The organism is Streptomyces sp. NPDC001634, assembly GCF_040298185.1.
Lineage (GTDB): Bacteria > Actinomycetota > Actinomycetes > Streptomycetales > Streptomycetaceae > Streptomyces.
On record NZ_JBEOZU010000016.1, the window covers coordinates 118,915 to 141,851 of the forward strand.

Below are 22,937 nucleotides of genomic sequence, written 5' to 3' on the forward strand. Positions count from 1 at the left end.
GGTCATCCGGCGGTCAGAGTGGTCCACTTCTGGTTGGAGCCGCCGTTGCAGTCCCACAGGTTGAGCTGCGTGCCGTCGGCCGTGGAGGAGTCCGGAACGTCCAGGCAGCGACCGGAGGCGGGGTTGCGGTAGCCGCCGTTGTAGGGCTGCCAGACCTGGTTGGCGCCGCCGTGGCAGGCCCAGAGCTGCACCTTGGTGCCGTTGGCGGTGCCCCAGCCGGAGGCGTCGAGGCACTTGCCCATCGAGCGCAGGGTGCCGTCGGTGTAGGCGGACCAGAGCTGGTTGGCACCGTCGCCGCAGCTCCACGTCTGGACGACGGTCCCGTCGGCGGTGTTGGCGCCGTTGACGTCCAGGCACTTGCCCGCGATGCCGGACTGCACGCGTGCGGCGGCGGGGGCGGGGTTCCTCAGCCACCCCGCGCTGTCCGCGGCCTGGACGCCGCGATGGAAGGCGTCGGCCATCTTCTGATAGCCCGAGTCGTTGGGATGCAGGGTGTCGGCCAGGTCGGCCGTGGTCAGGCTGCTCATGTCGACGTATGCGACGTGCTTGCCCGCGGCCTGTTCGTCCCTCACGATCTGGGGGATGGCCTGGTTGTACGCGGCACGGTACTGCTCCTCCGAGCCGCTGGTGGACACGACCAGGGAGGCCACGAGGACGGTTGCGTCGGGGGCGGCGGCGGTGACCTGGTCGACCAGCGACCTCAGCCGGTCGGTGGCGGTGGAGGGCTGGTAGCTCCCGTTGAGGTCGTTGGTACCGATGTGCAGCGTCACGACGTTGGGCCGGTAGCGGGTCAGCGAGGCGTCGGCGAGTGCGGCGATCTGGTCGATGCGGTATCCGGAGTGGCCCTCGTTGTCGGGGTCGGACATCGAACCGCCCCGCAGCGTGCCGACGAAGTCCAGCGGATGGCCGTCCGCCGCAAGCTCGTTCCACAACGGCCCCCGGTAGCCGTTGCCCGTACTGCTTCCCACGCCCCAGGTGATGGAGTCGCCCAACGGCATGACCCGCAAGGGGGTGTTCGAGGCAGCGGAGGCAGGGGTCACGCCGGCCGCTGTCACCCCGAGCGCGGCAGGGACAAGCGTGATCAGAGGTAGAGCCCAGGACTTTCTCATACAGCGTCCTCTTCTTCGAGTGGTTGCTGAATCAGCGGGCCTGATCGCCGCGCACCGTATGGATACCACGATCCCGGCTGTAACATCCCATGAATACGAGAAATGAGGATCGTCGATGCAACGGCAGCGTCGTGCTGCTTGGTCCCAAGGGCGTTGTCGCTGCGGCCTGTTCGCCGATCCCTCCCTCTCTGGTACCGGCCGTTAACATCCCATGTCTGTTGCTGCAATCTGCCGCACTGCCCCCGCCGCTTGTGGTTAAGGCGTTAATCAGTCAATGTGCCGGGCGATGGCGGCCACGAGAGGTCTGCGAAGGGGTCGGAGAGCACCCCTTGAGGCACGGTGTGGTCCGCTCTGCCGACGTGCCGACCGCGGCACATGAGCGGTCGAGGCTCTTTGCATCAAGTTCCGTATTCGTGCCGGGCGCGAGTGCGTCACATGGACATGAGGGGAAGCGGTGGAAGCGACGAGTTCACAGGTGCGGGCAGGAGGGCGGCAACGCGCCGTACCTCCGGTCGTTGCGGCGCGGTGGGCGCTGTGGACGTTTGTCATCGTCAACCTGGCGATCGTCGAGGTCTTGTTCCTCAACGCCGGGACCGGCCAGAACGGGGTGCTCACGGTCGCCAAGTTCTTCGGCCTGCACGCCGCCGTGCTGACGCTGTTCCAGCTGCTGCTGGTGGCCCGGCTGCCGTGGCTCGACCGCCGTATCGGCATGGACCGGTTGACGGTGTGGCACCGGTGGGTCGGCTTCACCCTGCTGTGGACCATCCTCACCCACGCCGTGCTGGTGGTGCTGGGCTTCGCGAAGCTCGATGACGCGTCGATGACGAAGACGTTTTTCTCGCTGGCCGGAGTACCGGCCTCCCTGCTCGGGATGGGGGCCGCGGCGATCGTCGTCGTGGTCGCCGCGGTCTCCGCCCGGTATGTGAGGCAGCGGCTGCGCTACGAGACCTGGCACGGCCTGCACCTGCTGCTGTACCTGGCGTTGGGGCTGTCGTTCGTCCACCAGTTGCAGGAGACCACGACCTTCAGCGCTTCCGCGCCCGCGAAAATCTACTGGTGGGCCCTGTGGCTGTTCACGTTCGGTGCCCTGGTCACGGGCCGGATCGTCATGCCTCTGTGGCGCAACGCCTACCACCGATTTGAAGTCACCGCGGTGGTCCCGGAGTCGGACGACGTGGTGTCGGTGCACGTCACCGGCCGCCACCTCGACAGGCTGCCGGCCCATGCCGGCCAGTTCTGCATCTGGCGGTTCCCCGGGCACAACCACTGGTGGCAGGCGAATCCGTTCTCGCTGTCGGCGGCACCCGACGGCCGCACGTTGCGCCTGACCGCCAAGGCGGTCGGCAGCACCAGCGCCGGCCTGCGGCATGTCCCGGTCGGAAGCCGCGCATTCGTCGAGGGGCCGTACGGGGCATTCACCTCGTTGCATCGAACGCGGCCCGGGGCACTGCTGATCGCCGGAGGCGTGGGGATCACACCGGTTCGAGCCCTGCTGGAGGAGGAATCGGCCGGCGACATCGTCGTGCTCTACCGGGTGCGCAGCGAGCAGGACGCCGTGCTGGTCGACGAGGTACGAGCCCTGGTCGCGGACCGCGGTGGGCAGCTGCACCTGCTCACCGGCCGCACGGGGGAAGGGAACCAGCCGTTCGAGCCGGACAGTCTCCGCGCCCTGGTTCCCGACATAACCGAACGCGACGTGTACGTCTGCGGCCCGGCTACGATGACCTCGGCCGTGCTCGGCGCCCTGCGCGGGCTGAAGGTTCCCCAGTGGCAAGTGCACGCCGAGCGGTTCGGCCTGGCCTGAGCCCCGCCGCCTGCCTGCAGCTGCTGATCCAAGAGCACGACACTTCACGGGTCATCCGCGAGAAGTTCAACTTCCGCGCCCCCGTGGCGGGCCGGTGCGCGGGCCATGATCAATGCCAACCAACTTCTTTTGAGCACGACTTTGGTGACTTGGATGTGGGTGCTGCACGGCCTCATTCAAGCCGGGGGGACGTCCGCAGCCGCAGACGATTCGACAGGGAGATGACGATGAGCGTTCTGGACGGGATCCTCGAGGGAGTTCGCGAGGACCTGGAAGAGCGTAAGCGTGCGACGCCGTTGGCGGAGCTGCGCTCCCGGGTGGCGGACCCGGCACCCGCGCTCGACCCGCTGCCCGCTTTCCGGGCGCCCGGGGTGTCCATCATCGCCGAGGTGAAGCGAAAGAGCCCCAGCAAGGGGGCGCTGGCAGACATCCCCGACCCTGCGTCCCTCGCGGCCCAGTACGCGGCCGGCGGTGCCGCTGCGATCAGCGTGCTCACCGAGCGCAGGCGTTTCGGCGGCTCTCTCGCCGATCTGGACGCCGTACGTGCCCGGGTCGATGTGCCCGTCCTGCGCAAGGACTTCATCGTCGACCCCTATCAGCTGTGGGAGGCCCGCGCGCACGGCGCCGATCTTGCGCTTCTCATGGTCGTGTCGCTGGACGAAGGCGGAGAGCAGGACGTCCCACACGGGGCGGATGTCGTCGACGGTCCACTTCTTGTGGTCCGCCTCGGTGATCAGCCCCGACACCTTGCAGACCACGTGCGGGTGTGCGGCCAGCCGCTGCACCTGACGTCCCCAGTCAGCCAGTTCCTGCCGGGCGATGTCCGGCTTGCCCGCGTGGTCGAGCACCTGGGGCAGGTCGGGGAAGCGTTCCGCCAGCCGGATCGCCTGGTCGAGCTGGTGGCTTCGGACGAGCACGTCGTAGCCGAGTCCGCGGTCCCGGGCGGCCGCCAACCCGCGTTCGACGTCGGGTCGTTGCAGCCACTCCGGGTCCGTCTCGCCCTGGACGAGATGGCGCAGCGACCGCAGATACGTCCCGCCCGGCCCGGGGCGCGCCCCCCACAGCGGCGAGGCAGCCGCGCGCAGTGAAGGAGACACAGATGACGGGCATGCGTACGGCATGCAGGGTCCCGTGGTGGCGACGCGGGAGGCGAACGGCCGTGCTCGCCGCGGTGACCACCCTGATGGCAACACTCCTGACCGGGTTGGGCGCCGCCGGGACGGCACAGGCAGCCACTGTCGACACGAGCGCGTGGTACGTGCTGGTCAACCGGGGCAGTGGCAAGGCGCTGGATGTGGCGAATGCGAGCACGGCCGACGGGGCGAGTGTGACGCAGTGGCCCCAAACAGGCGGTGCCAACCAGCACTTCCAGTTCGTCGACTCGGGCGGCGGCTACTACCGGCTCAAGGCGCAGCACTCCGGCAAGGTGCTGGACGTGCTCAACTACTCGACTGCCGATCATGCGGACATCGCGCAGTGGAGCGACGCGAACGGTGTCAACCAGCAGTTCCGGCTGGCGGACTCGTCGGATGGTTACGTCCGTCTGCTCAACCGCAACAGCGGCAAGGCCGTCGAGGTGGACAACGCCTCGACCGCGGACGGTGCCAAGGTCGTGCAGTTCACCGACTGGGGCGGAGCCAACCAGCAGTGGCAACTGGTCCGCGTCGGCTCCGGCAGCGGTGGCGGCTCACTGCCGTCGACGTTCCGGTGGTCCTCCAGCGGCGCCCTGGCCGGTCCGAAGCCGGACGCACAGCACAACACCGTGGCCATCAAGGACTTCTCGGTGATCCGCAACAACGGCCAGTGGGTGGTCTTCGCCTCGGCCGTGGGCCCGAACTGTGGTTACGGGCTGGAGCAGTTCAGCTTCAGCGACTGGTCACAGGCCGCGTCGGCACCAACCTCGTACCTGGACCAGTCGCCGATGGGACCGGGCTACCGGGCCGCGCCCCAGGTGTTCTACTTCGCGCCGCAGAACCTGTGGTACATGGTCTACCAGACCCCTGCGCCCACCTACTCCACCAGCACCAACCCCGCCGACCCGAAGTCGTGGTCCGCGCCCCGCACCTTCATCAGCCAGGAGCCGCCGATCGTGAACAAGGGCAACGGCACCTGGATCGACTTCTGGGTCATCTGCGACTCGGCAAACTGCCACCTGTTCTTCAGTGACGACAACGGCCACCTCTACCGTGCCGAGACCAGCCTGGCGGACTTCCCGAACGGTTTCGGGAACACGCAGATGGTGATGTCGGACACCAAGAACAACCTGTTCGAGGCCAGCAACGTGTACAAGGTCGCCGGCAGCAACCAGTACTTGCTCATTCAGGAGGCCATCGGCAACTCCACGGGCCGGCGCTACTTCCGTTCCTTCACCTCGACCAGCCTGACCGGCGGCTGGACCCCCCTCGCCGACACGTGGGACGAACCCTTCGCCGGCCGCAGCAACGTAACCTTCCCGGGCGGCGCCTGGACCGAGGACATAAGCCACGGCGAGATGGTCCGCGCCGGCAACGACCAGACCCTCCCCATCGACCCCTGCCATATGCAGTACGTCTACCAAGGCGTGGACCCCAACGCCGGCGGTGACTACAACTCGCTGCCCTGGCGGATGGGCCTTCTCACGCAGACCAACTCCACCTGCTGACCGCCCGAACCGTCACCGGTCATCCACGTCACCCCGCCGGGCAACTCGCTCGGCGGGGTGACGTGCTGTTTGCGCGTTTCCGCCGGTCGCGGGCGCCCTCAGGCCATGGCCAGGACGGCGGAGATCAGAGCCCGCATACAGACCCTTTCCGCCTCCTCGTTCGGCAGTGAGAGGTGCTGCATCGTCAGTCCGTCGAAGCCCGCGAGGAAGAACCTCGCGATCGTCTCGGCGGGCTGGGTGAGTCGGTGGCCGGTGCGTTCGGCGGCCTCACTGATCAGCTTCGTCGTCACGGCCGAGATGTCGCGCTGGTGGGCATGCAGAGCCTCCTGGAGACGGGGCGTGCGCAGGGCGAACATGGACAGCTCCGTCAGCAGTTGGTGGGACGCGGGCTGTTCGAGCACGGTGCGCCACAGTGCCTCGGCGAGCGTGGCGATCGTGTCCTCGAAGCTCGCGTCCGTGGGCGCGGCCCGCTCCACCTGGGCGACCAGGTCCTGGGTGAGCTGCTCCATGACGGCCCGGTACAGCTCCTCCTTCGTGCCGAAGGTGTAGTGCACGGTCGCCTGGGCCACGCCCAGCTCGGCGGCGATGGCGCGGGTACTTCCGGCGGCCACGCCCTCCCTGGCCATGAGGTCGATGGCCGCCTTGATCAGTTGGGGGCGGCGCTCCGCCGCGGATACATGAGCCATGACGCCATCCTATGCGACTCAGTCTGTCGAACAGGTCGCTCGACAAGGTGTGATTCCCGGCCCGGCCCACGAGCTGGTCCGGCCCGACGTCTCAATGGCTCCCATGGTTCCGTCAAGCGACTGTGTCAACCAACACAATCAGTCGACATTGTCGAGTGACAATGTCGCCCGTATGGTTCTGACCAGCGACAGCCTGCGCCGAACGAAAGGCAAGCTCATGACTCACGAGACCCTGCGCGGAACCGAGCCGATCCCTCAGCGGCGCGCCCTCCCCCTGGTCGGCCACGCGTTCGACATCCCGGGTGGCGCCGACGGCCTGCTCTACGTGATGAAGGAGGCCACGGAGCTGGGGCCGCTGTTCAAGCTCCGCATCTTCGGCAACGAGATCAACTTCGCCTCCGGTCTCGACCTGGTCACCGAGCTGGCGGACGAGAGCCGGTTCCGCAAGAACGTGCACCCCGACCTCGTGATACTTCGGGAGATCGGCGGCGACGGGCTCTTCACCGCCTTCAACGACGAGCCCAACTGGCGCAAGGCCCACGACATCCTGATGCCGGCCTTCTCGCTCGGCGCGATGCGCGGCTACCACGCGACGATGCTCAAGGTGGCCCGGCAGCTGATCGGGAAGTGGGACCGGGCGGCCGGTACGGAGCCCGTCGACGTGGCCGGCGACATGACGCGGCTGACGTTCGACACGATCGGCCTGTGCGGCTTCGGCTACGACTTCGAGTCCTTCGGCCGCGAGGAGTCGCACCCCTTCGTCACCGCCCTGTCGCGAGCGCTCGGCTTCGCCCAGGCCAAGGGGGAGTCCATCCCGGGCGCGGACCTGTTCAAGTGGAAGCAGGCCGAGCAGTTCCGCACGGACGTGACCCTGATGAAGGACCTGGTCGACGACGTGATCCGAGAGCGCCGGGCCTCCGGAGACCCGAGCACCGACGACCTGCTCGGGCGCATGCTGCACACCTGCGACGCGGTGACGGGCGAGCCCCTGGACGACGTAAACATCCGCCACCAGGCGATCACGTTCCTCATCGCCGGCCACGAGACCACCAGCGGGGCCCTGTCCTTCGCCCTCTACTACCTGACCAAGCACCCCGAGGTCCTCGCCCGCGCCCAGGCCGAGGTCGACGCGCTGTGGGGCGACTCCGACGCCCCCCAGCCGGACTACGGGGACATCGGCAAGCTGACGTACATCCGTCAGGTGCTCAACGAAGGCCTGCGGCTGTGGCCGACGGCGCCCGCGTACGCCGTGGAGCCGCTGGAGGACACCGTCATCGGCGGGAAGTACGCCGTGCGCAAGGGCGAGTCGATCCAGGTGCTCATCCCGCAGCTGCACCGGGACCCCGCCTGGGGCGAGAACGTCGAGCTGTTCGACCCCGACCGGTTCCTGCCCGAGCGGGAGGAGGAGCGGCCGGTCCACCTGTTCAAGCCGTTCGGCAGCGGCGAACGCGCCTGCATCGGCCGCCAGTTCGCGCTGCACGAGGCGACGCTGGTCCTCGCGCTGCTGATCCACCGCTACCGTCTGATCGACCACACCAACTACCAGCTGAAGATCAAGCAGTCGCTCACCCTCAAGCCCGACGAGTTCACGCTGCACCTGGCCCGGCGCACCGGCGGGGAGCGCCGCCTGCCCGCCGCCGCGGCCGTCGTCGCGGGCAGTGCTCCCGCCGGTCAGGACGGGCCCGGCGTCCGGCGCGCCACCGGAACCGCTGTGACTCTCCTGCACGGCTCCAACCTGGGCACCTGCGCGGGCATCGCCCGCGACCTGGCGGCGGACGGCGACGAGCGCGGCTTCGCCCCGACCGTCGCTCCCCTCAACGACGCCGTGGGCAAGCTCTCCCCGGGTGACGGACCGGTGGTGATCGTGGCCGCCTCCTACAACGGCAGGCCCACCGACGACGCCACGGAGTTCGTCGCATGGCTGGAAGGCCTGGAGCCCGGCGCGCTCGACGGCCTCCAGTACGCCGTCCTCGGCGTCGGCGACCGCAACTGGGCCGCCACCTACCAGCGCATCCCCACGCTCATCGACGAGCGGCTCACCGCCGCGGGCGCCACTTCACTGCTGGAGCGCGGCGCCGCGGACGCCGCCGGCGACTTCGCCGGCACGGTGGACCGGTGGACCGGCGACCTGTGGACCGCCCTGCTGGAGCGGTACGGAGCCGCCGCGGCAGCGCAGGAGACCGAGCCGGCCGCCGAACAGGAGACGGGACTGTACGAGTTGGAGGACGCGACCGACTCGGTCATCGGCGGCCTCGCGGCACGACACGGCGTACAGTCGATGGAGGTGCTCGACGCGTACGAACTGGTCGACATGGACAACGGGTTGGGCCGCTCCAAGCGGTTCCTGAGGCTGCGGCTGCCCGAGGGCGTCACCTACCGCACCGGCGACCACCTGGCCGTGCTCCCGAGCAACCCGGTCGCCCTCGTGCAGCGCGTGGCCGACCGCTTCGGTCTCGACCTGGACCGCACCGTCCGGCTCCGTGCCCGCCGCCGTACCCGGGGCGTCCTGCCCGTCGACCGGCCGCTGACCCTGCGCCGCCTGCTGACCGACTTCGTCGAACTGCAGGATGCCGCCACCCAGGAGCAGGTCGCCGTGCTCGCCGAGCACACCGCCTGCCCGCCCGAGAAGCGGCCCCTGGCCGAACTCGCGGCGGCGGACCCGGAGGCCTTCCGCGAGCAGGTGACCGTCGCCGGACACAGCGTCCTGAACCTGCTGGAGCGCTACCGCGCCTGCGAGCTGCCCTTCGAACGCTTCCTGGAGCTGCTGCCCGTCCTGCGCCCGCGCCACTACTCGATCTCCTCGTCCGCCGAGGCGGCACCCGGCGAGGTGGACCTGATGGTGTCGCTGCTCGCCGCGCCCCACCGCGGCGGCCAGGGCACGTTCCACGGCATCGCCTCGCACTACCTCCAGACCGTCCACGCCGGCGACACCGTCCAGGCCAGGGTGCTGCCCTGCAACGAGGCCTTCCGCCTGCCGCAGGACCAGTCGGTGCCGGTGATCCTGGTCAGCGCGGGCACCGGTCTGGCGCCCTTCCGCGGTGCCGTCCTCGACCGCCACCACACCCGGTCGACCGGAACGCTGCTGTGCTACTTCGGCTGCGACCACCCCGACGTCGACTACCTCCACCGTGCGGAGTTCGAGACGGCCGAGGCAGCCGGAGCCGTCAGCATGCGGCCCACCTTCTCCTGCGCCCCCGAGGACGGTGCCCGCTTCGTCCAGGACCGCATCGCGAAGGAGAGCGACGAGGTATGGGCGGTACTGGAGGCCGGCGGGCGCGTCTACGTCTGTGGAGACGGCCGTCGTATGGCCCCGGCGGTGCGGGAGGCGTTCATGGCGATCTACCGCAAGAACACCGGCGCAGCCGACGAGGAGGCCACCGCCTGGCTGGCCGTAATGACCGAGTCCGGCCACTACGTGGAAGACGTCTGGGCGGGCTGACCGCCCAGGGTGCGGTGGCCGTCGTTCACGGCACCCAATCCCCGATCGACGGGCCGCGGACGTCCGACACGTCCGCGGCCCGTGCCCCGAAACGCGGCTCGCGCCCCCTGACTCGTGAGGCTCTCATGCTTGTTGCACACTCGGCGCTCCGCCGAGCAACGGTCGTAAGCCCCAACTCCTCGCAGAGGAGCGGCCGGTGAACGCGCGAAGCGGCTCCGCCCTGACCTTCGGCGTGGCGGTGGCGCTCATCGCCGGAGTCACCCTCGGCAATGGCGGGGCGAACGTGATGCCCGTCTTCGTCGACGACTTCGCCTCCCGCTTCGGGCTGTCGGACTCCGGCGCCGGGCTCGTGGCCGCGACCCAGCTGATGGCGACCGCTGTGGTGACGCTGCTGCTGGCCAAGCGGGCCGCGCGGCCCGGCCGGGTGCGGATGACCCGCCTCGGTCTGGCCCTCTCGGGAGCCGGCTTCCTGGGAGCGGCGGCGGCCACCGATCCGGTGACCCTGGTCCTGGCCAACCTGGTCCTCGGCGCGGGGCTCGGCGCGGTCTACGCGGCGGCCACGGCGGCGCTCGCCGCCACCGACGACGCCGACAAGGCGTCCGCCGTCACCATCTCCGGCACGGTCGCCGTGACGGCACTGCTGATCATGGGCGTCCCCGCGGCCAACCACGACCTGGGGGAGGGCTACGGCTTCCTGCTCATGGCGTTGTGCTGTCTCGCCGCCTGGCCACTGATCCGCCGGCTCCCGGACGGACCCTCCACACCGGACGCCGGTTCCGCAGGCACGGAAGAGACGACCGCGGCCAAGCCGTCGGTGGTTCTGCTCCTCGGGACCGCGCTCCTGTGGGCCGTCACCCAGGGCGCATGGTCGTACGCCTCGGTCCTGGGCCGTCAGCACACCGGGATGGACCACTCGGCCGTGTCGGCCGTCCTCGCGATCTCCAGCGTCGTGGCGCTCGCCGGCGCGGTGGTGGGTCCGGTGGCGGCGCGGCGCTTCGGGCGCATGCGGTCGATGGCCGTCTTCGTCACGGCGCAGGCCCTCGCGATGGCGGCCCTGATCCTCACCCACGACCCCGTGCTCTTCACCGTCGCGGCCGTCCTCTGGCAGGCCTGCCAACTGGCCGTCCTGGTGCAGATGCTCGCCGCCGCTGCCCTCATCGACCCGACCGGACGCCTGGTCGCCTCCCTCAGCGGCGCGGGCGCCCTGGGCACCGGCATCGGACCGCTGGCCGTCGGAGCCGTCCTCGACGCCGCCGGGGCCGACGTGCTCGGCCTCGTCCTGGCGCTCGGCACCGTCATCGCCTCGCTGCCCCTGCTCCGGATGACGGTGGCCGGCACGAAGGCATCGGCCGAGCGCGGGCTCGCGCCCTCCTCCGCAGCCGGGACCGGGTGAGCACTTCGGACAGGTTGTCCCACGGCGACGAGCGTCTGTCAGGTGACGTCGCGGAGGGCGCGGCCGGACTCGAGCTCGAGCTGCCGCATCACTGGCCGCAAACCTTCTGATACGGCACGTCGCCGATGTACGTCCGCCACTGAGCCCGCGTCAGATCAGCGTGCCCCGCGCGGGCGCAGACCTCGGTGACGGCCCGCCCCGGATCGATGAGGTAGCGCTGCGGCGGGACATGTGCGCCGGTCGCGTACACGGTTGTGCCGTCCGGGCTGCAGGACAGGGAGGCGACCGGGTCGCCGGGTGTGGTCAGCGGGTCGCCGAGAGGTTGCTGGGTCTCGGTGTTCCACGGCTGGAGCGTGCCCGCGTCGCCGCCGACGGCCAGTGTGCGGCTGTCGGGGCTGAACGCCACCGCGCTGTCGCAGGCGCCCGTCCCGCAGGGCGCTGCCGAGAACCAGACCCCGGTCGGTCATCGGCCGAAGGCAGGGTGGCGTTGCGGTTGCCCCCGGCCAGGAGTCGTCCGTCAGGGCTGACGGCGAGCGCGGGGCCGGACGGGCCGGTCACGCCGGTGAGCACCTGGGTGCGGGGGCGCTTGCGGTGACCCGGACCTCGGTGTCCAGGTCGCCTGAGGCGCTGACCCGGTCCGCATGGACGGTGCGGCCGGACAGACCGAGGGCCAAGGCCACCACGGGGCCGGTCGCAGCGGTCGTCAGGTCGAGCTCAGCGCTTGGGCGGTCGTGTCGTACGTACTTCATCGCGGCTGTCGCTGTTCGTCTTTGGTTCACCCCGTACGGTCCGAGCCGAAGGGCCGGGCGCCGGTCAGCGGCCTCCGGCCCTTCGGGCGCCCTGGCATCGAGGGGGTGGTTCAGGACGTCGTACCGACCACCGCGCCACCGGACTTGGCCACGTGGTACGTCACCTTGGCACCGCTCCAGAAATGGAAGGTGAGGTTCACCCGTGCGCCGTCGCGAAGCGAGTCGAGGAAGTCATGCGTGAGCGTGATGCCGTTGCCGGTGTAGCTCGGCGAGAAGGCCTTGGTGAACTGCTGGTACGGAGTCCAGTCGAGCGGTCCGGCGTTGCCGCCCTCGGCATACGTGGACTCCATCGTCGCCAGCAGGTCGCCCCGGAACTGCGTGGGGATGCGCAAGGAGCCGGTCGTTCCGGTGGCGTTCGAGAGTGCGGGCGTGCTGTTCGAGATCACCCTGATCTGCCAGGGCACACCCTTGGAGAACTCGGCCTGGAGCGTCGCGCGGACGCCGTAGGCGCGGTCGCCTGCCAGCCTGGTGAGCGTGGCGGCCTTCAGCGTCAGCCGGTTGCCGGAGAGGGTGTAGTCCCTGCCCTTGGTCAGAGTGGCGCTGCCTGCCTTGAGCCCCTTGAAGGTGGTGCCGTTCAGGTTCAGGGTGAGTGTGCGGTCCGGGACGGGCCCGGACCGGGGCACGAAGACCAGGTCCGAGGAGGCCGTTCCCGAGCGAGTCGTCCAGCTCGACGTCATCTGGCGGAACAGTCCGGCATCCTTCCACCGCAGCTTGCTGCGGTCGAAGAAGGCGCCGTTGTCCCACAGGAAGCTGGTGACACCGTTGGTGCGGGCCGCGTTGCCGAACGCCTCGAAGTACTTCAGCATCTCGCCGCGCTCCACGCCGTCGGGGCCGAAGTCGTAGCCGAGCACGCCGTACTCACCGAAGACGACGGGGACTCCCTTGGCGACGAAGGTGTCGTGTGCCCGCTTGAACACCTTGGCCATGTCGGATTGGGCCGCGGCGTCGAAACGGGTGGAGCCTGCGAGGTTCGTGCTGAACGGCCAGTAGCCGTAGTAGTGCACGCTGGCGACCAGCCTCGGGTCGCGCAGCGACTTGATGGTGGTGGCCAGGTTGTCCATCAGGGCCTGGCCCGGAGTGTCGACCATGGTGGGCAGCACGAGCAGCCGCTTGGCGTTGTTGCCGCCGGACCCCCGCACGACGTCGTGGAAGGACGTGTTCAGCTCGTTGAGCAGCTTGGCCTTGAGGGAGTCGTCGGAGCCCTCGAACGTCGGCTCGTTGATGCTCTCGAAGGTCAGTCGGCCGGGCTCGTTCCGGAAGGTGCCGGCGATCTGGGTCCAGGTCGCTTTGTAGCGGGCGAGCACCGTGTCGTGGTCGGTGGGCATCTTGCCGGCCCATTTCCATGAGTCGTGATGGATGTTGAGCATCACGTAGAGGCCGTCGGCCAGGGCCCAGTCGACGACCTGCTTGACGCGGCTCATGTAGGCCTTGTCGATGGCGTAGCCAGGCGCGGATTGCTGGTGGTCGCTCCATGTCACGGGGATGCGGATGCTGCGGAAGCCCTGGGAACGGAGCTTGTCGAGCATGGCTTTGGTGGTGCGGGGCTGGCCCCACGACGTCTCGTCGGGGCCGGCGTCCAGGCTGTTGCCCAGGTTCCAGCCCGGCTGCATCGCGGCCACTGCCGCCATCGCGCCATCGGAACCCGCAGGCGCCGCGGCCGCCTGCGACCGGGAATCGTCGCCGAACGTGCCGAATACCGTGCCGTATGCGAGAACGCCCGCGGCGACCAGCGCCAGCGGGGCCCCCACCACCAAGCCGAGTCTGCGCCTGCGGTGCCGGGCGGCCTGCTGCCTTGCCGTCATTGCTCATCCGTTCTGGAAATCGAGTGGGTCTTACCCCCCTTGGTGGTCACAGGCGGCTCTTAAGCTGCCGAACTTTCCGAAGAAACTTTCGTTGTGCTCCTGGCCGACTTCGCGTGGGCTGCGGAGGCGTCATTCGGGGTACGGGGTCACGTCCTGGCAGGACGTGACCCCGTTTTCGCCGTCAGGTGCGGTCTCGCGGGCGGCCGGTCAGAGGCTGACGATCTGCCAGTCCTGGTTGGAGCCTCCGGTGGCGGGCCACTGGATGACGTTGGTGCCGTCGGCGGTGGAGGCGTTGGCGACGTCGGCGCACCAGCCGGTGCGGACGTTGACGAGCCGGTGGTAGCCGCTGGTGGCCGAGGGGACCAGCTTCCACCACTGGGTGTCACGGCCGTTGTCGGACTCCTGGGTCAGGGTGGCGCCCTGGGTGCCGCCCGGGCTCTGCAGGAGCTTGCCGCTCCTGACGTTGGCCAGTCGGAACGATCCGTCTGTGTTCGGCAGGAGGTTCCACTGCTGGTTGGTCCCGCCGCCGTAGGGCCACTGGATGAGCGTGGCGCCGTCGGCGGTCGAGGCGTTGCTGACGTCCAGCGCCTTGCCGCTGTTGCGGTTGATCACCTTGTAGGTGCCCAGGTCCGCGGTGAAGGGCCGGTCGTAGACCTCCAGGTTGCGGATGGACGCGTACACCCCGGCGGGCAGCCCGGTGACGGTGACACGGACGTGGCGTGCCTGCGCCTGGAACACGGCCGTCTGGACCTGGCTCGTGGCGGTGGTGGCGGTGTTGTCGACGAGCGTGGTCCACGTGCTGTTGTCGGTGGAACCCTCGATCTTGTACTGGTAGTTGGTCTTGTCCAGTTCCCAGGCGATCCGGGTGCCGGTCAGCGAGCGGGTCGAGCCGAGGTCGACCTTGAGCCAGTGACCGGTGTTGCCGTCGTTGGCGCACCAGCGGGTGGCGGTGGCCCCGTCGACCGCCTTCGCCGCGGTGTTGCCCTTGGAGGTCTCCTCGCTGTCGGCGGTCGCGGTCCGGCCGACGGCGATGTCGCCCGGCTGCACGGCGCGGTCCAGGGTGACGCCGACGATGCTGTCCTGGGGATGGGTGGTGCGGTCGATGCCGTTGATCGTGACCCGGCCGTCGCTTGCCACCGAGAACGGCAGGCTGGCACCGGAGCGCACATCGAAGACCCGCGTGACCTGGGCGTCCCCGATCGACGGGGTGGTGAAGGTGGTGCCGCTGTAGCCGGGCAGCAGGTGGGTGTAGAAGGTGTTGTCCTTGTACGTGAAGCCGTACTGGCCGTCGACCGGGTTCCACGGTCCGCCGCGAGTGCCGTAGACGGACTGGCCGCAGGCGCTCATGAAGGCGCCGATCTGCCGCAGCAGGCCGGCCTGGCCGTCGGAGACGGTGCCGTGCCGGTCCGGGCCGACGTTGACCATCACGGTCATGTTCCGCACCCAGCAGTTGATCAGGATGTTCATGGCTGTGCCGTAGCCCATGACAGCGGTGTTGGAGTAGCCCCACGTGCCGATGATGCTGAAGACCTTCTCGACGAGCCTGCCCGTGCGGATCGCCCCGGTCGGGACCCCCGGGCCCTCGTCACTGTCGTAGTCGCCCTTCCAGCCGGAGCGTGAGGTGGCGACGATGTCGGGCTGGTGCTTGCGGACCATGCCCATCAGCCCCAGCGGCTTGCCGCTGGAGTCCGTCTCGCCATAAGTGGCGTCCACCTGCCACTGGTTGGCGGTGTCGCGGAACTGGCCGGGCTCCCAGAAGAACGCGCCGTCCGCGTCGCTGCCCTGCTCGGCGATCCAGCCGCCGTCCCACCACAGGTCGTCGATCACGCCGTACTGGGTGACCAGTTCCTTGACCGACTGGTACACCTCGGTCTTCATGATCCGGGCGTTCTCCTTGTGCGCCGGATCGGTGGTGTAATTCCACGGGTTGCTCGCGCAGTTGGTGCCGGTTACGTCGTAGTAGCCGGGGTAGCGCCAGTCGATGGGCGAGTAGTACAGGCCCACCTTCAGCCCGGCCGCGCGCACCGCCGCCACATAGTCCTTGACGAAGTCACGGTTGAGCGGTGCCTGTCCGGAGCTCCAGGCGTTGGGGTGGTTCAGCGGCCACATCGCGAACCCGTCGTGGTGACGGGTGGTCAGCGTCGTGTACTTCGCCCCGAAGTCCTTCGCCAACTGCGCCCAGGCCGCCGGGTTGTAGGCGTCCCCGGTGAACTGCTCACTCGTCGCGTCGGTGACGTACTTCCGGTAGTCCGCAGGCGTGACCGGCCCGTTGTGCATCCACCACTCGCCCTTGGCCGGGCCCGAGTACACACCCCAGTGGATGAACATGCCCAGCTTGGCGTCCATCAGCCACTGGATCTTGGAGTCCGGCTGCTGCTCCAGACCCAGGTCGACCTTGGGGATCCGCAGGGGAGGGAGCGGCAGGGGAGTGGCGGCCGTCGCCGCGTAGGCGGGTGTCGCCAGCACGGCGGAGCCGACCGTGGCGGCCACCGTCACGGCCGCCATTCCGGCCAGAACTGATCTACGTGAAATGGATTCCGGCACTGTGTATTCGTCCTGTTCGGTCGTCGGAACCCCGCCCGGAGTCGGCGGCTGCGGGCAGGGCGGCAGCGCGGCTCGGCCGATAGGTCCGAGACCTGTAGGGGCGCCTCGGACCTATCGGCTCGCTCCACTAAGACATAGGATGTATTAATGAGTGCGAAAGTTGCTCTCGTCTAGTCCCGTGACGTAAGTCTTTGGAATTCCCTGCTACGTGCGTGGTCAGGGCCCTGGCGACTGAACCAAACATTGGATGTATTGAGGGCGTGGTGTGAGGCGGTCGGTCAGCTCGTCACGCGGAAGGTGGCGTCGCTGAGGCCCGTCGCGTCGGTGATCGGGTCGAGCCGCAGCTCGTACGCGTAGTGCCGGATATAGCGGTCCGGGTAGTTGTACGACTGGAAGGACGACCAGGTCGAGTCCGCGAGCCCGCCCACCTGGCGGAAGGTGGCGTCCTGGGCGAACTGGCTGCTGCCGTCGTTGTGGGCCAGCTGGAAGTCGAAGGCGGAGTGCCGCAGGAAGTACCCGGGGAAGTTCACCGACTCGAAGGAGACGGTGCCGGAGCCTGCCAGGCCGGGCCGCAGCCGGAACTGGGCGTCGTCGGCGGGGCTGACGTTCGGGTCGATGCGCACGTCGAAGTTGGTGTGCCGGACGTACCGGTCCTGGAAGTTGTACGACTGGAGCCGGTTGATCGCGGTGTTGGGCCAGCGGGCGAGCACACGGCTCTCCTCGGCGGCCGTCAGGTTCAGGATCCAGCCGTGGCGCTTCTTCGTGCCGCCCATGTTGTAGCTCCCCGACGCCTGCTTCCGGTAGGCCGCGGGATTGGACGGGTCGGTCGTCAGGACCGGCATATAACCGCCCCCTGAAGCGTACTGGTCGAGGTAGAGGGCCCACTCGTTGCGGCCGTTGGCCTTCATCCACATCGGGCCTTCGACCTGCGAGCCGGTCAGGCCGATGCCGGAGAGGTTGCCGAGGGTGGTCCAGGTGCCGAGGATCGAGTTGCTGCCTTCGAGCGTGATCTGGCCGTCGCCGGAGGCCCGTACGTAGCGGTAATTGCCGACCCCGGCCGGTACCCCGACGATCTGGGTGTCGATGATGCCCTGGGTGCCGGGGCGGTCGATGTACACCTGCGGGGTGGTGATGGTGTGGAAGTCGGTGGTGCGGGCGTAGTAGATACGGTGCTTGAGTACGCCGTTGAGGGTCGCGTTCGTCGCCCAGTAGAGGACGTAGTCGTTGGTCTCCGGGTTCCAGATCGCCTCCGGCGCCCACGCGTTGCGCCCGTCGGGGATCGCGCCGGCGACGTTGAGCAGCCATGGCTGCGACCAGTTGACCAGGTCGGTTGACTCCCACACCACGATGTTGCGGCTGGCGTTGTTGACGGCCTGGTCCCAGTTCTGCCCGCAGCCGATGCACAGGTCGGTCGCGATGATCCAGTACCGGCTCCCGTCGGGGGAGCGCACCAGTGCGGGGTCGCGTACTCCGCGCGTGCCGACCGTGGAGCGCAGGGCTATGCCTCCGCCGTTGAGGTCACTCCAGTTCAGGCCGTCCGCGCTGTGCGAGAAGTAGATCTGCTGACCGTTCGACCCGTCCCCGGTGAAGTGCACCATCAGGTAGCCGGGATCAGCGGCGGCGGCATGTTGCTGTGTGGTCAGGGCCTGGCCGGTGAAGAGGAGGCACGTGGCGAGCAATATCGCCGTCAGCCGTGCGCGCAGCGCGGACATGTACATCTCCTGTCGTCCTCCGCACGCCACCATCGGGTGACGAGGGGCGCGGTGGAGTGGGGGGGCTCGGTCTCGTTGTGGCGGGACAGGCGTCGCTACCGCACGACATGGCAGGGCCAGGTCAGGGTTGTCGTCCGCCTGGGGCGAGGCGGTCGGTGCGGTTGGCCGGTCCGAGCGCCGGTGGGCATGTGGGGCAGGGACTTCTGCGGCGTTCGGGCGCCCGTAACGTGGCGCTTCACCTGTGCCGCTTCGGCGTCCTGTTGCCGTGCGGCTTCTGCTTCTCTCTTGTTCGGGCCCAGAGGCTTCGGAGGCCTTCGGGGTACGGCGTTGTCCGGCGGGCGATCGAAGTCTCCGCCTGTGGCGGGGACCGCTGTTGCGTCTTGCGGTGCGCTGTCGCAGTCCTTGGCTGGGGGAGCCTGCGCAGCCGATTCCCTGTTCAGTGGGGCGAGTTGTCCGAAAAATCGAACGGCGTTCGTAAAGTCGGGCAGACGCTAAATGAGGGAAGCGGGACGCGTCAATACCTCCTCCATCTGTGAATCGGGGGACCGGGGAAGGCAGTTGGGGTCGGCGCCTTGCGTTTGGCCCGTGTTGGCCTTGTCAAGGTCTCACTCCTCGATGATCACCCCGGTCGGCGGCCATTCGCCCAGCGACGTCGGCCTTCCCCATGAGGATCGCTGTCCCGCCGGGTGCGATCGGCTCCCGGCGCCTGGAGATCAGGGGTTGGAGTCAACCCGTCTTGTATCCCCAACGCGGGCCGACGACATCCCACTCCCTGCCCCACTGGTCGAGCCGCCGCCGTTCGAGCCGCCACCGCGAGGCGGCTCCGGCGCCGAACGCGATACCGGTCAGGGCCAGCGAGGCGGCCGCGCCCAGGATGCCCGATTCGACGGCAGCCTCGGTGGGGCTCGGTGGCTCGGCGGTGAGCTTGCCCTGGTCGTCCAGCCAGACCACGACCTGGGCGCCGGCCTTCTGGCCACCCTCCACCAGAGTCCTGCCCGTGTGTATGGAGTTGTCGGCGGTCGTCCAGCGGACCTCCGCGGAGACCCGTCCGCTCACGCCCCCTGTTCCGGAGGCGCTGTCCGGAGTGTCCGCGAGGAGTACGGCGTGGGTGGAATGCCGTTCGGCGCGCCGGCGGGCGAACATGTCGTCGGCGGCGTGGGCTGTCAACAGGCCGACCAGGGTGCCTCCCGCCACGACGACCACCCACATGATCAGCACGATCCACGCCTCGACAATGTCGTCGCGTCGGCGCAACGCATTGCTCCGCAGCCGCCAGAACAGTCGGTTCATACGCCTGCTGCCGCCCATCGGACTGCACCTCCTCGTCATCGTCCCGCTCATGACGGTGGCAGCGGGGGGAGCCGCCGCGGCATGGGCCGGACAGGCGGGCCGAGAGGGCCGATCGGAACCAAGTCGGCGATGGACGCGGGCCGTTCGGCCCAGGGCGCCGCAGCTCGGGACAGCGTCGTCGACGGCGCCATCGCCTTCCGCACCGATCCCGGTACAGCCACGACCCAGGCGTGCGGCTGCAGGGTGGCCTTCGAGGTCGACCGCATCGACGACGCGTCCAGCGCCGGATGGAGCGTGCTCGTGCGGGGGTACGCGCGGGCCGTGACCGAGCCTGCAGGATGTGAGGTGCTGGGCCATTGAGCTCACCGACGACATACCCCTATGGGTACCTGGGTGGGGACCATCGGCCCCTGAATTCACCTCCGTTCCCTCACGACAGTGGAGTCATGGGCGAACACATCGTGATTCTCGGAAGCGGCACCGCCGGCACACTGACGGCCAACCGTCTGCGCCGTATGTTACGACGAGGACGAGTGCCGGATTACGGTCGTCGACCAGGATGACGACCATGTCTACCAGCCCGGCCTGCTGTTCGTGCCGTTCGGGCTCGCCCAGCCGGAGCACCTGGTCCGATCCCGGCCGCGCCAGCTGCACGACGGCATCGACTACAAGCAGGCCCGCATCGAGCGGGTCGACCTGGCCGCACGGACGGTCCACCTCGTCGGCGGCATCCGGCTGACGTACGACGTCCTGGTCGTGGCGAGCGGCGCCGCGCTGTTGCCGGAGGAGACCGAGAGGCTGATCGGCGAGGGCTGGGGCGAGAAGGTCTTCACCTTCTACGACCTGCCCGGCGCAGTCGGCCTGAACGACGCACTGGAGCGCTTCGAGGGCGGCCGGGTGGTCGTGAACGTGGCCGACCTGCCCATCAAGTGTCCCGTCGCGCCGCTGGAGTTCGCCTTCCTAGCCGACTGGTACTTCCAGCGGCGCGGCATCCGTGACCGTGTCCGGCTGACGTACGCCACCCCGCTGGACGCCGCTTTCACCAGACCGGTTGCCGACAAGGCGCTGGGCGGGCTGCTGGCCGAGAAGGGCATTGAGCTGGTCACCGAGTTCACGCTCGGCGAGGTCGATGGCAAGGGCGGACTGCTGGTGTCGTACGACGAACGCGAGGTGCCCTTTGATCTGGCCGTGGTCGTGCCGCTGCACGGCGGCGCGGAGTATGTCGGCCGTTCCCCGGGCCTGGGAGACGAACTCGGCTTCATCCCGGTCGACCCGCACACCCTCCAGCACCCCGACCACCCGGGCGTGTTCGCCATCGGTGACGCGGCGGGCCTGCCCGCCTCCAAGGCCGGCTCGGTGGCCCACTTCGCGGGCGAGGTGCTCACCCACAACATCGACCGCTTCCTGGCCGGGCAGCCGCTGGACGCCTCGTTCGACGGACACACCAACTGCTTCGTGGAGACCGGCTTCCACAAGGCGCTGCTCATCGACTTCACCTACGACACCGAGCCGCTGCCCGGCCACTTCCCGGCCGCTTTTGGCCTGCCGTTGCTGAAGGAGTCGCACGCCAACCACCTCGGCAAGCTCGCCTTCGAGTGGCTGTACTGGCATAGCCTGCTGCCCGGCCGGGAACTGCCCGGCGTCGGCTCGGCGATGCCCGAGTGCGGCAAGAACCCTATCCCCGCCTGATCCCCGGAAGGACACCGTCATGCCCACCGCCACCTACGCCGACGCGGCCGTCCCGGTCGACGACGAGGGCTTCTTCACCGATCCCGCCCAGTGGTCCGAACCCATGGCCGAGCAGATCGCCCGCGAGGCGGGCATCGAGACGCTCACCGACCGGCACTGGCAGGTCATCCGCTTCATGCGGGCCGAATACGCGGCCAAGGGCACCGGCCCCACCGTGCGTGTCCTCGGCAAGACTTCCGGCGTCAGCGTCAAGGAGCTCTACCAGCTCTTCCCCAAGGGCCCGGCGAAGACCGCCGCGAAGATCGCAGGGATCCCCAAGCCCCGCGGCTGCATCTGACCGGCGCGGGCCGCCGACCCGCCCGCCGCATCCGACGGAGCTCATGCCATGGCTGACACCGCCACGATCGAGAAGGTCTCGATCATCCTCTCCAAGGGATCCCTGGAAGGGATCTATCCGGCCCTGATCATGGCCAACGGCGCCCGCGCCGAGGGCATCGAGGCCGACCTGTTCTTCACCGTCTTCGGCCTCGACGCGATCACGAAGAAGCGCTGGGAGCACATCAAGCCGGCCACCGTCGGCAACCGCGGCCTGCACCTGCCCACCCTGCTGGGCGGCATGCCGGGCGTTCCGGACCTGGTCACCCGGTACATGGAACGCAAGATGGACAAGCTCGACATCCCGTCGATCCCAGAGTTCAGCGAGATGATCGCCGACACCGGCGCGGGCATCTACGCCTGCAAGGCGTCCGTGGACCTGTTCGAGGTCGACAACGACGACCTGGTCGAGCAGGTCCAGGGCATCATCACGGTCGGCGAGTTCTACGAGCGCGCGGCCGGCGGCCAGATCATCTACCCCTGAGCCGCACCTGTGATGACTGCCAACGGTCTACCGGACGGGATACGGCGCGTGCCGGCGGTGGTCGCTCACCCCGACGACGAGTCGTTCGGGCGGGGCGGCCTGCCGGTCTCGCTGTCCGAGCGCGATGTGCGGACGTCGGTGCTCTGCTTCACCCGCGGCGAGGCGTCCGGCGAGGCGTCCACGCCGCACGGCACGTCCGGCGAACTGCGAACCGTGCGGGCATACGAACTCGACCGCGCCGCACGGGAGCCGGGTGCGGAACGCGTGGAGCTGGCCGATCACTCGCAAGATTGACTCGGCGGGGTCCCTTCGCGCCGGCTCGCCGCGAGGTCGCCCGCCTGATCGGCGAGCAGTACCCCGGTCACCTGCTGGTGTTCGACGTGGGAGGGGTCACCGGACACCGGGATCACCGGCGGGTCACAGAGCAGAGTCCGCGCTGCTCGGGGCACGCCGGCTCGGTGTCGCCGTGCTGTCCTGGACCCTGCGGCAGGAGATCGCTGAACGGCTGAACAGCGATTTCGGCACGTCCTTCGCCGGGCGGGACCCGGGAGAGTGCCGTGTCTTCGAGCCGGTGCCGCGGGAGAGGGCAGCGCCGCGCCATCGCCTGTCGCGCCGGTAAGTCAACCCGGTGCGTCAGGGACCCGGCCGTGGGCCGTGCTCGACCAGGTCGGCGTGGGCGATGAGGAGGCGAGCCAGGGTTCGTGCCTCGTCGGCTGTGAGCGCCGCCCACACTCCCGGTTCGCCGCCCTGGTCCTGGCCCGAGCTTCCTGGCCAAGACGCTCGGGGTCGACTGGCGGATCGGTGCCCGGCACTTCCTGGACCTGCTGGTCGACGGCGACATCGCCAACAACCAGCTCAACTGGCAGTGGATGGCCGGCACGGGGACGGACACCCGTCCCAACCGGGTCCTCAATCCGGTGCAGCGGGGCAGGCGCTTCCACCCGGCGGGCGAGTATGCGCGCAGATGGGTGCCCGAACTGGCGGGCCTCGAAGGGCCGACGGTCCGCGAGCCGTGGAAACTGGCGGGCCCGGAGCGCGCCGCGCTCGGCTGTCCGGAACCGGTGATCGCACTCTCCGAGGGACTGGCCCGGTTCCGGCGGGACCGAGGACTCGATCGCGGCTGACCCGCGGCCGGGCTCCCGTCGCCGGGAGCCCGGCCG

The 22,937-nt window shown here is 69.2% G+C and carries 15 protein-coding genes and 4 pseudogenes; 11 read left to right on the forward strand and 8 right to left on the reverse strand.

The annotated features are described in order from the left end of the window. Positions 1–2: 2 nt before the first annotated feature. On the reverse strand, positions 3–1,109 hold the full coding sequence (locus ABT186_RS13315) for a ricin-type beta-trefoil lectin domain protein (RefSeq protein WP_351237437.1): 1,107 nt from the start codon (positions 1,107–1,109) through the stop codon (positions 3–5). A gap of 454 nt (positions 1,110–1,563) precedes the next feature. Between ABT186_RS13315 and ABT186_RS13320 the strand changes: the two genes are divergently transcribed. Both ABT186_RS13320 and ABT186_RS13325 read left to right on the forward strand, forming a co-directional pair. After that, positions 1,564–2,913: a ferredoxin reductase family protein gene (locus ABT186_RS13320; protein WP_351237439.1), complete on the forward strand. Its 1,350-nt coding sequence runs from the start codon at positions 1,564–1,566 to the stop codon at positions 2,911–2,913. Between the two features lie 227 nt (positions 2,914–3,140). Beyond that, positions 3,141–3,564 (forward strand): annotated as a pseudogene (locus tag ABT186_RS13325) (indole-3-glycerol phosphate synthase TrpC); the annotation flags it as partial. Positions 3,565–3,632: 68 nt separating this feature from the next. Here ABT186_RS13325 and ABT186_RS13330 read toward each other — a convergent pair. Further along, positions 3,633–4,034 (reverse strand): annotated as a pseudogene (locus ABT186_RS13330) (amidohydrolase family protein); the annotation flags it as partial. Between ABT186_RS13330 and ABT186_RS13335 the strand changes: the two are divergent. Beyond that, positions 4,013–5,554 (forward strand): non-reducing end alpha-L-arabinofuranosidase family hydrolase, encoded by a 1,542-nt coding sequence (locus ABT186_RS13335; RefSeq protein WP_351925083.1) that lies wholly within the window; start codon positions 4,013–4,015, stop codon positions 5,552–5,554. The pseudogene ABT186_RS13330 and the gene ABT186_RS13335 sit on opposite strands and share 22 nt — an antisense overlap. Before the next feature lie 98 nt (positions 5,555–5,652). Here ABT186_RS13335 and ABT186_RS13340 read toward each other — a convergent pair whose 3' ends face one another. Next, positions 5,653–6,240, reverse strand: coding sequence for a TetR/AcrR family transcriptional regulator (locus ABT186_RS13340; RefSeq protein WP_351237365.1), 588 nt, complete (start codon positions 6,238–6,240; stop codon positions 5,653–5,655). Between the two features lie 217 nt (positions 6,241–6,457). Here ABT186_RS13340 and ABT186_RS13345 point away from each other — a divergent pair, with 217 nt between their 5' ends. Both ABT186_RS13345 and ABT186_RS13350 read left to right on the forward strand, forming a co-directional pair. Then, positions 6,458–9,679: a bifunctional cytochrome P450/NADPH--P450 reductase gene (locus ABT186_RS13345; protein WP_351925085.1), complete on the forward strand. Its 3,222-nt coding sequence runs from the start codon at positions 6,458–6,460 to the stop codon at positions 9,677–9,679. A 196-nt stretch (positions 9,680–9,875) separates the two neighbouring features. After that, positions 9,876–11,072: an MFS transporter gene (locus tag ABT186_RS13350; RefSeq protein WP_351925087.1), complete on the forward strand. Its 1,197-nt coding sequence runs from the start codon at positions 9,876–9,878 to the stop codon at positions 11,070–11,072. A gap of 88 nt (positions 11,073–11,160) precedes the next feature. Here ABT186_RS13350 and ABT186_RS13355 read toward each other — a convergent pair whose 3' ends face one another. The 5 genes from ABT186_RS13355 to ABT186_RS13375 form a co-directional block, all read right to left on the reverse strand. Beyond that, positions 11,161–11,478, reverse strand: coding sequence for a WD40 repeat domain-containing protein (locus ABT186_RS13355; protein WP_351235862.1), 318 nt, complete (start codon positions 11,476–11,478; stop codon positions 11,161–11,163). A 453-nt stretch (positions 11,479–11,931) separates the two neighbouring features. Continuing rightward, complete coding sequence (locus tag ABT186_RS13360; RefSeq protein ID WP_351925089.1) at positions 11,932–13,683, reverse strand: cellulase family glycosylhydrolase; 1,752 nt, start codon at positions 13,681–13,683, stop codon at positions 11,932–11,934. A gap of 207 nt (positions 13,684–13,890) precedes the next feature. Then, complete coding sequence (locus ABT186_RS13365) at positions 13,891–16,188, reverse strand: alpha-L-fucosidase (protein ID WP_351925091.1); 2,298 nt, start codon at positions 16,186–16,188, stop codon at positions 13,891–13,893. Between the two features lie 317 nt (positions 16,189–16,505). Continuing rightward, a complete protein-coding gene (locus tag ABT186_RS13370; protein ID WP_351925093.1) occupies positions 16,506–17,939 on the reverse strand; it encodes a glycoside hydrolase family 43 protein in 1,434 nt (477 codons plus the stop codon). Between the two features lie 726 nt (positions 17,940–18,665). Continuing rightward, positions 18,666–19,247, reverse strand: a complete 582-nt coding sequence (locus tag ABT186_RS13375) for an Rv1733c family protein (RefSeq protein WP_351235852.1) — start codon at positions 19,245–19,247, stop codon at positions 18,666–18,668. Positions 19,248–19,400: 153 nt separating this feature from the next. Between ABT186_RS13375 and ABT186_RS13380 the strand changes: the two are divergent. The 6 genes and pseudogenes from ABT186_RS13380 to ABT186_RS13405 form a co-directional block, all read left to right on the forward strand. Then, positions 19,401–19,565: pseudogene (locus ABT186_RS13380) on the forward strand (pyridoxamine 5'-phosphate oxidase family protein); the annotation flags it as partial. A 258-nt stretch (positions 19,566–19,823) separates the two neighbouring features. Continuing rightward, positions 19,824–20,918, forward strand: a complete 1,095-nt coding sequence (locus ABT186_RS13385; protein ID WP_351925095.1) for an NAD(P)/FAD-dependent oxidoreductase — start codon at positions 19,824–19,826, stop codon at positions 20,916–20,918. A gap of 19 nt (positions 20,919–20,937) precedes the next feature. Then, entirely contained in the window at positions 20,938–21,255 is a 318-nt protein-coding gene (locus ABT186_RS13390; protein ID WP_351235848.1) for a TusE/DsrC/DsvC family sulfur relay protein, read from the forward strand. 48 nt (positions 21,256–21,303) lie between these two features. Then, the gene (locus ABT186_RS13395) at positions 21,304–21,777 is read left to right on the forward strand and encodes a DsrE/DsrF/DrsH-like family protein (protein WP_351925097.1); all 474 of its coding nucleotides are present in this window, start codon (positions 21,304–21,306) and stop codon (positions 21,775–21,777) included. Between the two features lie 12 nt (positions 21,778–21,789). Beyond that, entirely contained in the window at positions 21,790–22,071 is a 282-nt protein-coding gene (locus ABT186_RS13400; RefSeq protein WP_351925099.1) for a PIG-L family deacetylase, read from the forward strand. 467 nt (positions 22,072–22,538) lie between these two features. Beyond that, a pseudogene (locus ABT186_RS13405) lies at positions 22,539–22,901 on the forward strand (FAD-binding domain-containing protein); the annotation flags it as partial. Positions 22,902–22,937: the final 36 nt, after the last annotated feature.

What these genes read in the sequence shown, in the direction of transcription:
- ABT186_RS13400 (WP_351925099.1), top strand. Translation starts at nt 21,790, where the DNA reads ATGACTGCCAACGGTCTACCGGACGGGATACGGCGCGTGCCGGCGGTG.
- ABT186_RS13395 (WP_351925097.1), top strand. Translation starts at nt 21,304, where the DNA reads ATGGCTGACACCGCCACGATCGAGAAGGTCTCGATCATCCTCTCCAAG.
- ABT186_RS13370 (WP_351925093.1), bottom strand. Translation starts at nt 17,939, where the DNA reads ATGTCCGCGCTGCGCGCACGGCTGACGGCGATATTGCTCGCCACGTGC.
- ABT186_RS13375 (WP_351235852.1), bottom strand. Translation starts at nt 19,247, where the DNA reads ATGGGCGGCAGCAGGCGTATGAACCGACTGTTCTGGCGGCTGCGGAGC.
- ABT186_RS13365 (WP_351925091.1), bottom strand. Translation starts at nt 16,188, where the DNA reads ATGGCGGCCGTGACGGTGGCCGCCACGGTCGGCTCCGCCGTGCTGGCG.
- ABT186_RS13335 (WP_351925083.1), top strand. Translation starts at nt 4,013, where the DNA reads ATGACGGGCATGCGTACGGCATGCAGGGTCCCGTGGTGGCGACGCGGG.
- ABT186_RS13345 (WP_351925085.1), top strand. Translation starts at nt 6,458, where the DNA reads ATGACTCACGAGACCCTGCGCGGAACCGAGCCGATCCCTCAGCGGCGC.
- ABT186_RS13340 (WP_351237365.1), bottom strand. Translation starts at nt 6,240, where the DNA reads ATGGCTCATGTATCCGCGGCGGAGCGCCGCCCCCAACTGATCAAGGCG.
- ABT186_RS13390 (WP_351235848.1), top strand. Translation starts at nt 20,938, where the DNA reads ATGCCCACCGCCACCTACGCCGACGCGGCCGTCCCGGTCGACGACGAG.
- ABT186_RS13315 (WP_351237437.1), bottom strand. Translation starts at nt 1,109, where the DNA reads ATGAGAAAGTCCTGGGCTCTACCTCTGATCACGCTTGTCCCTGCCGCG.
- ABT186_RS13360 (WP_351925089.1), bottom strand. Translation starts at nt 13,683, where the DNA reads ATGACGGCAAGGCAGCAGGCCGCCCGGCACCGCAGGCGCAGACTCGGC.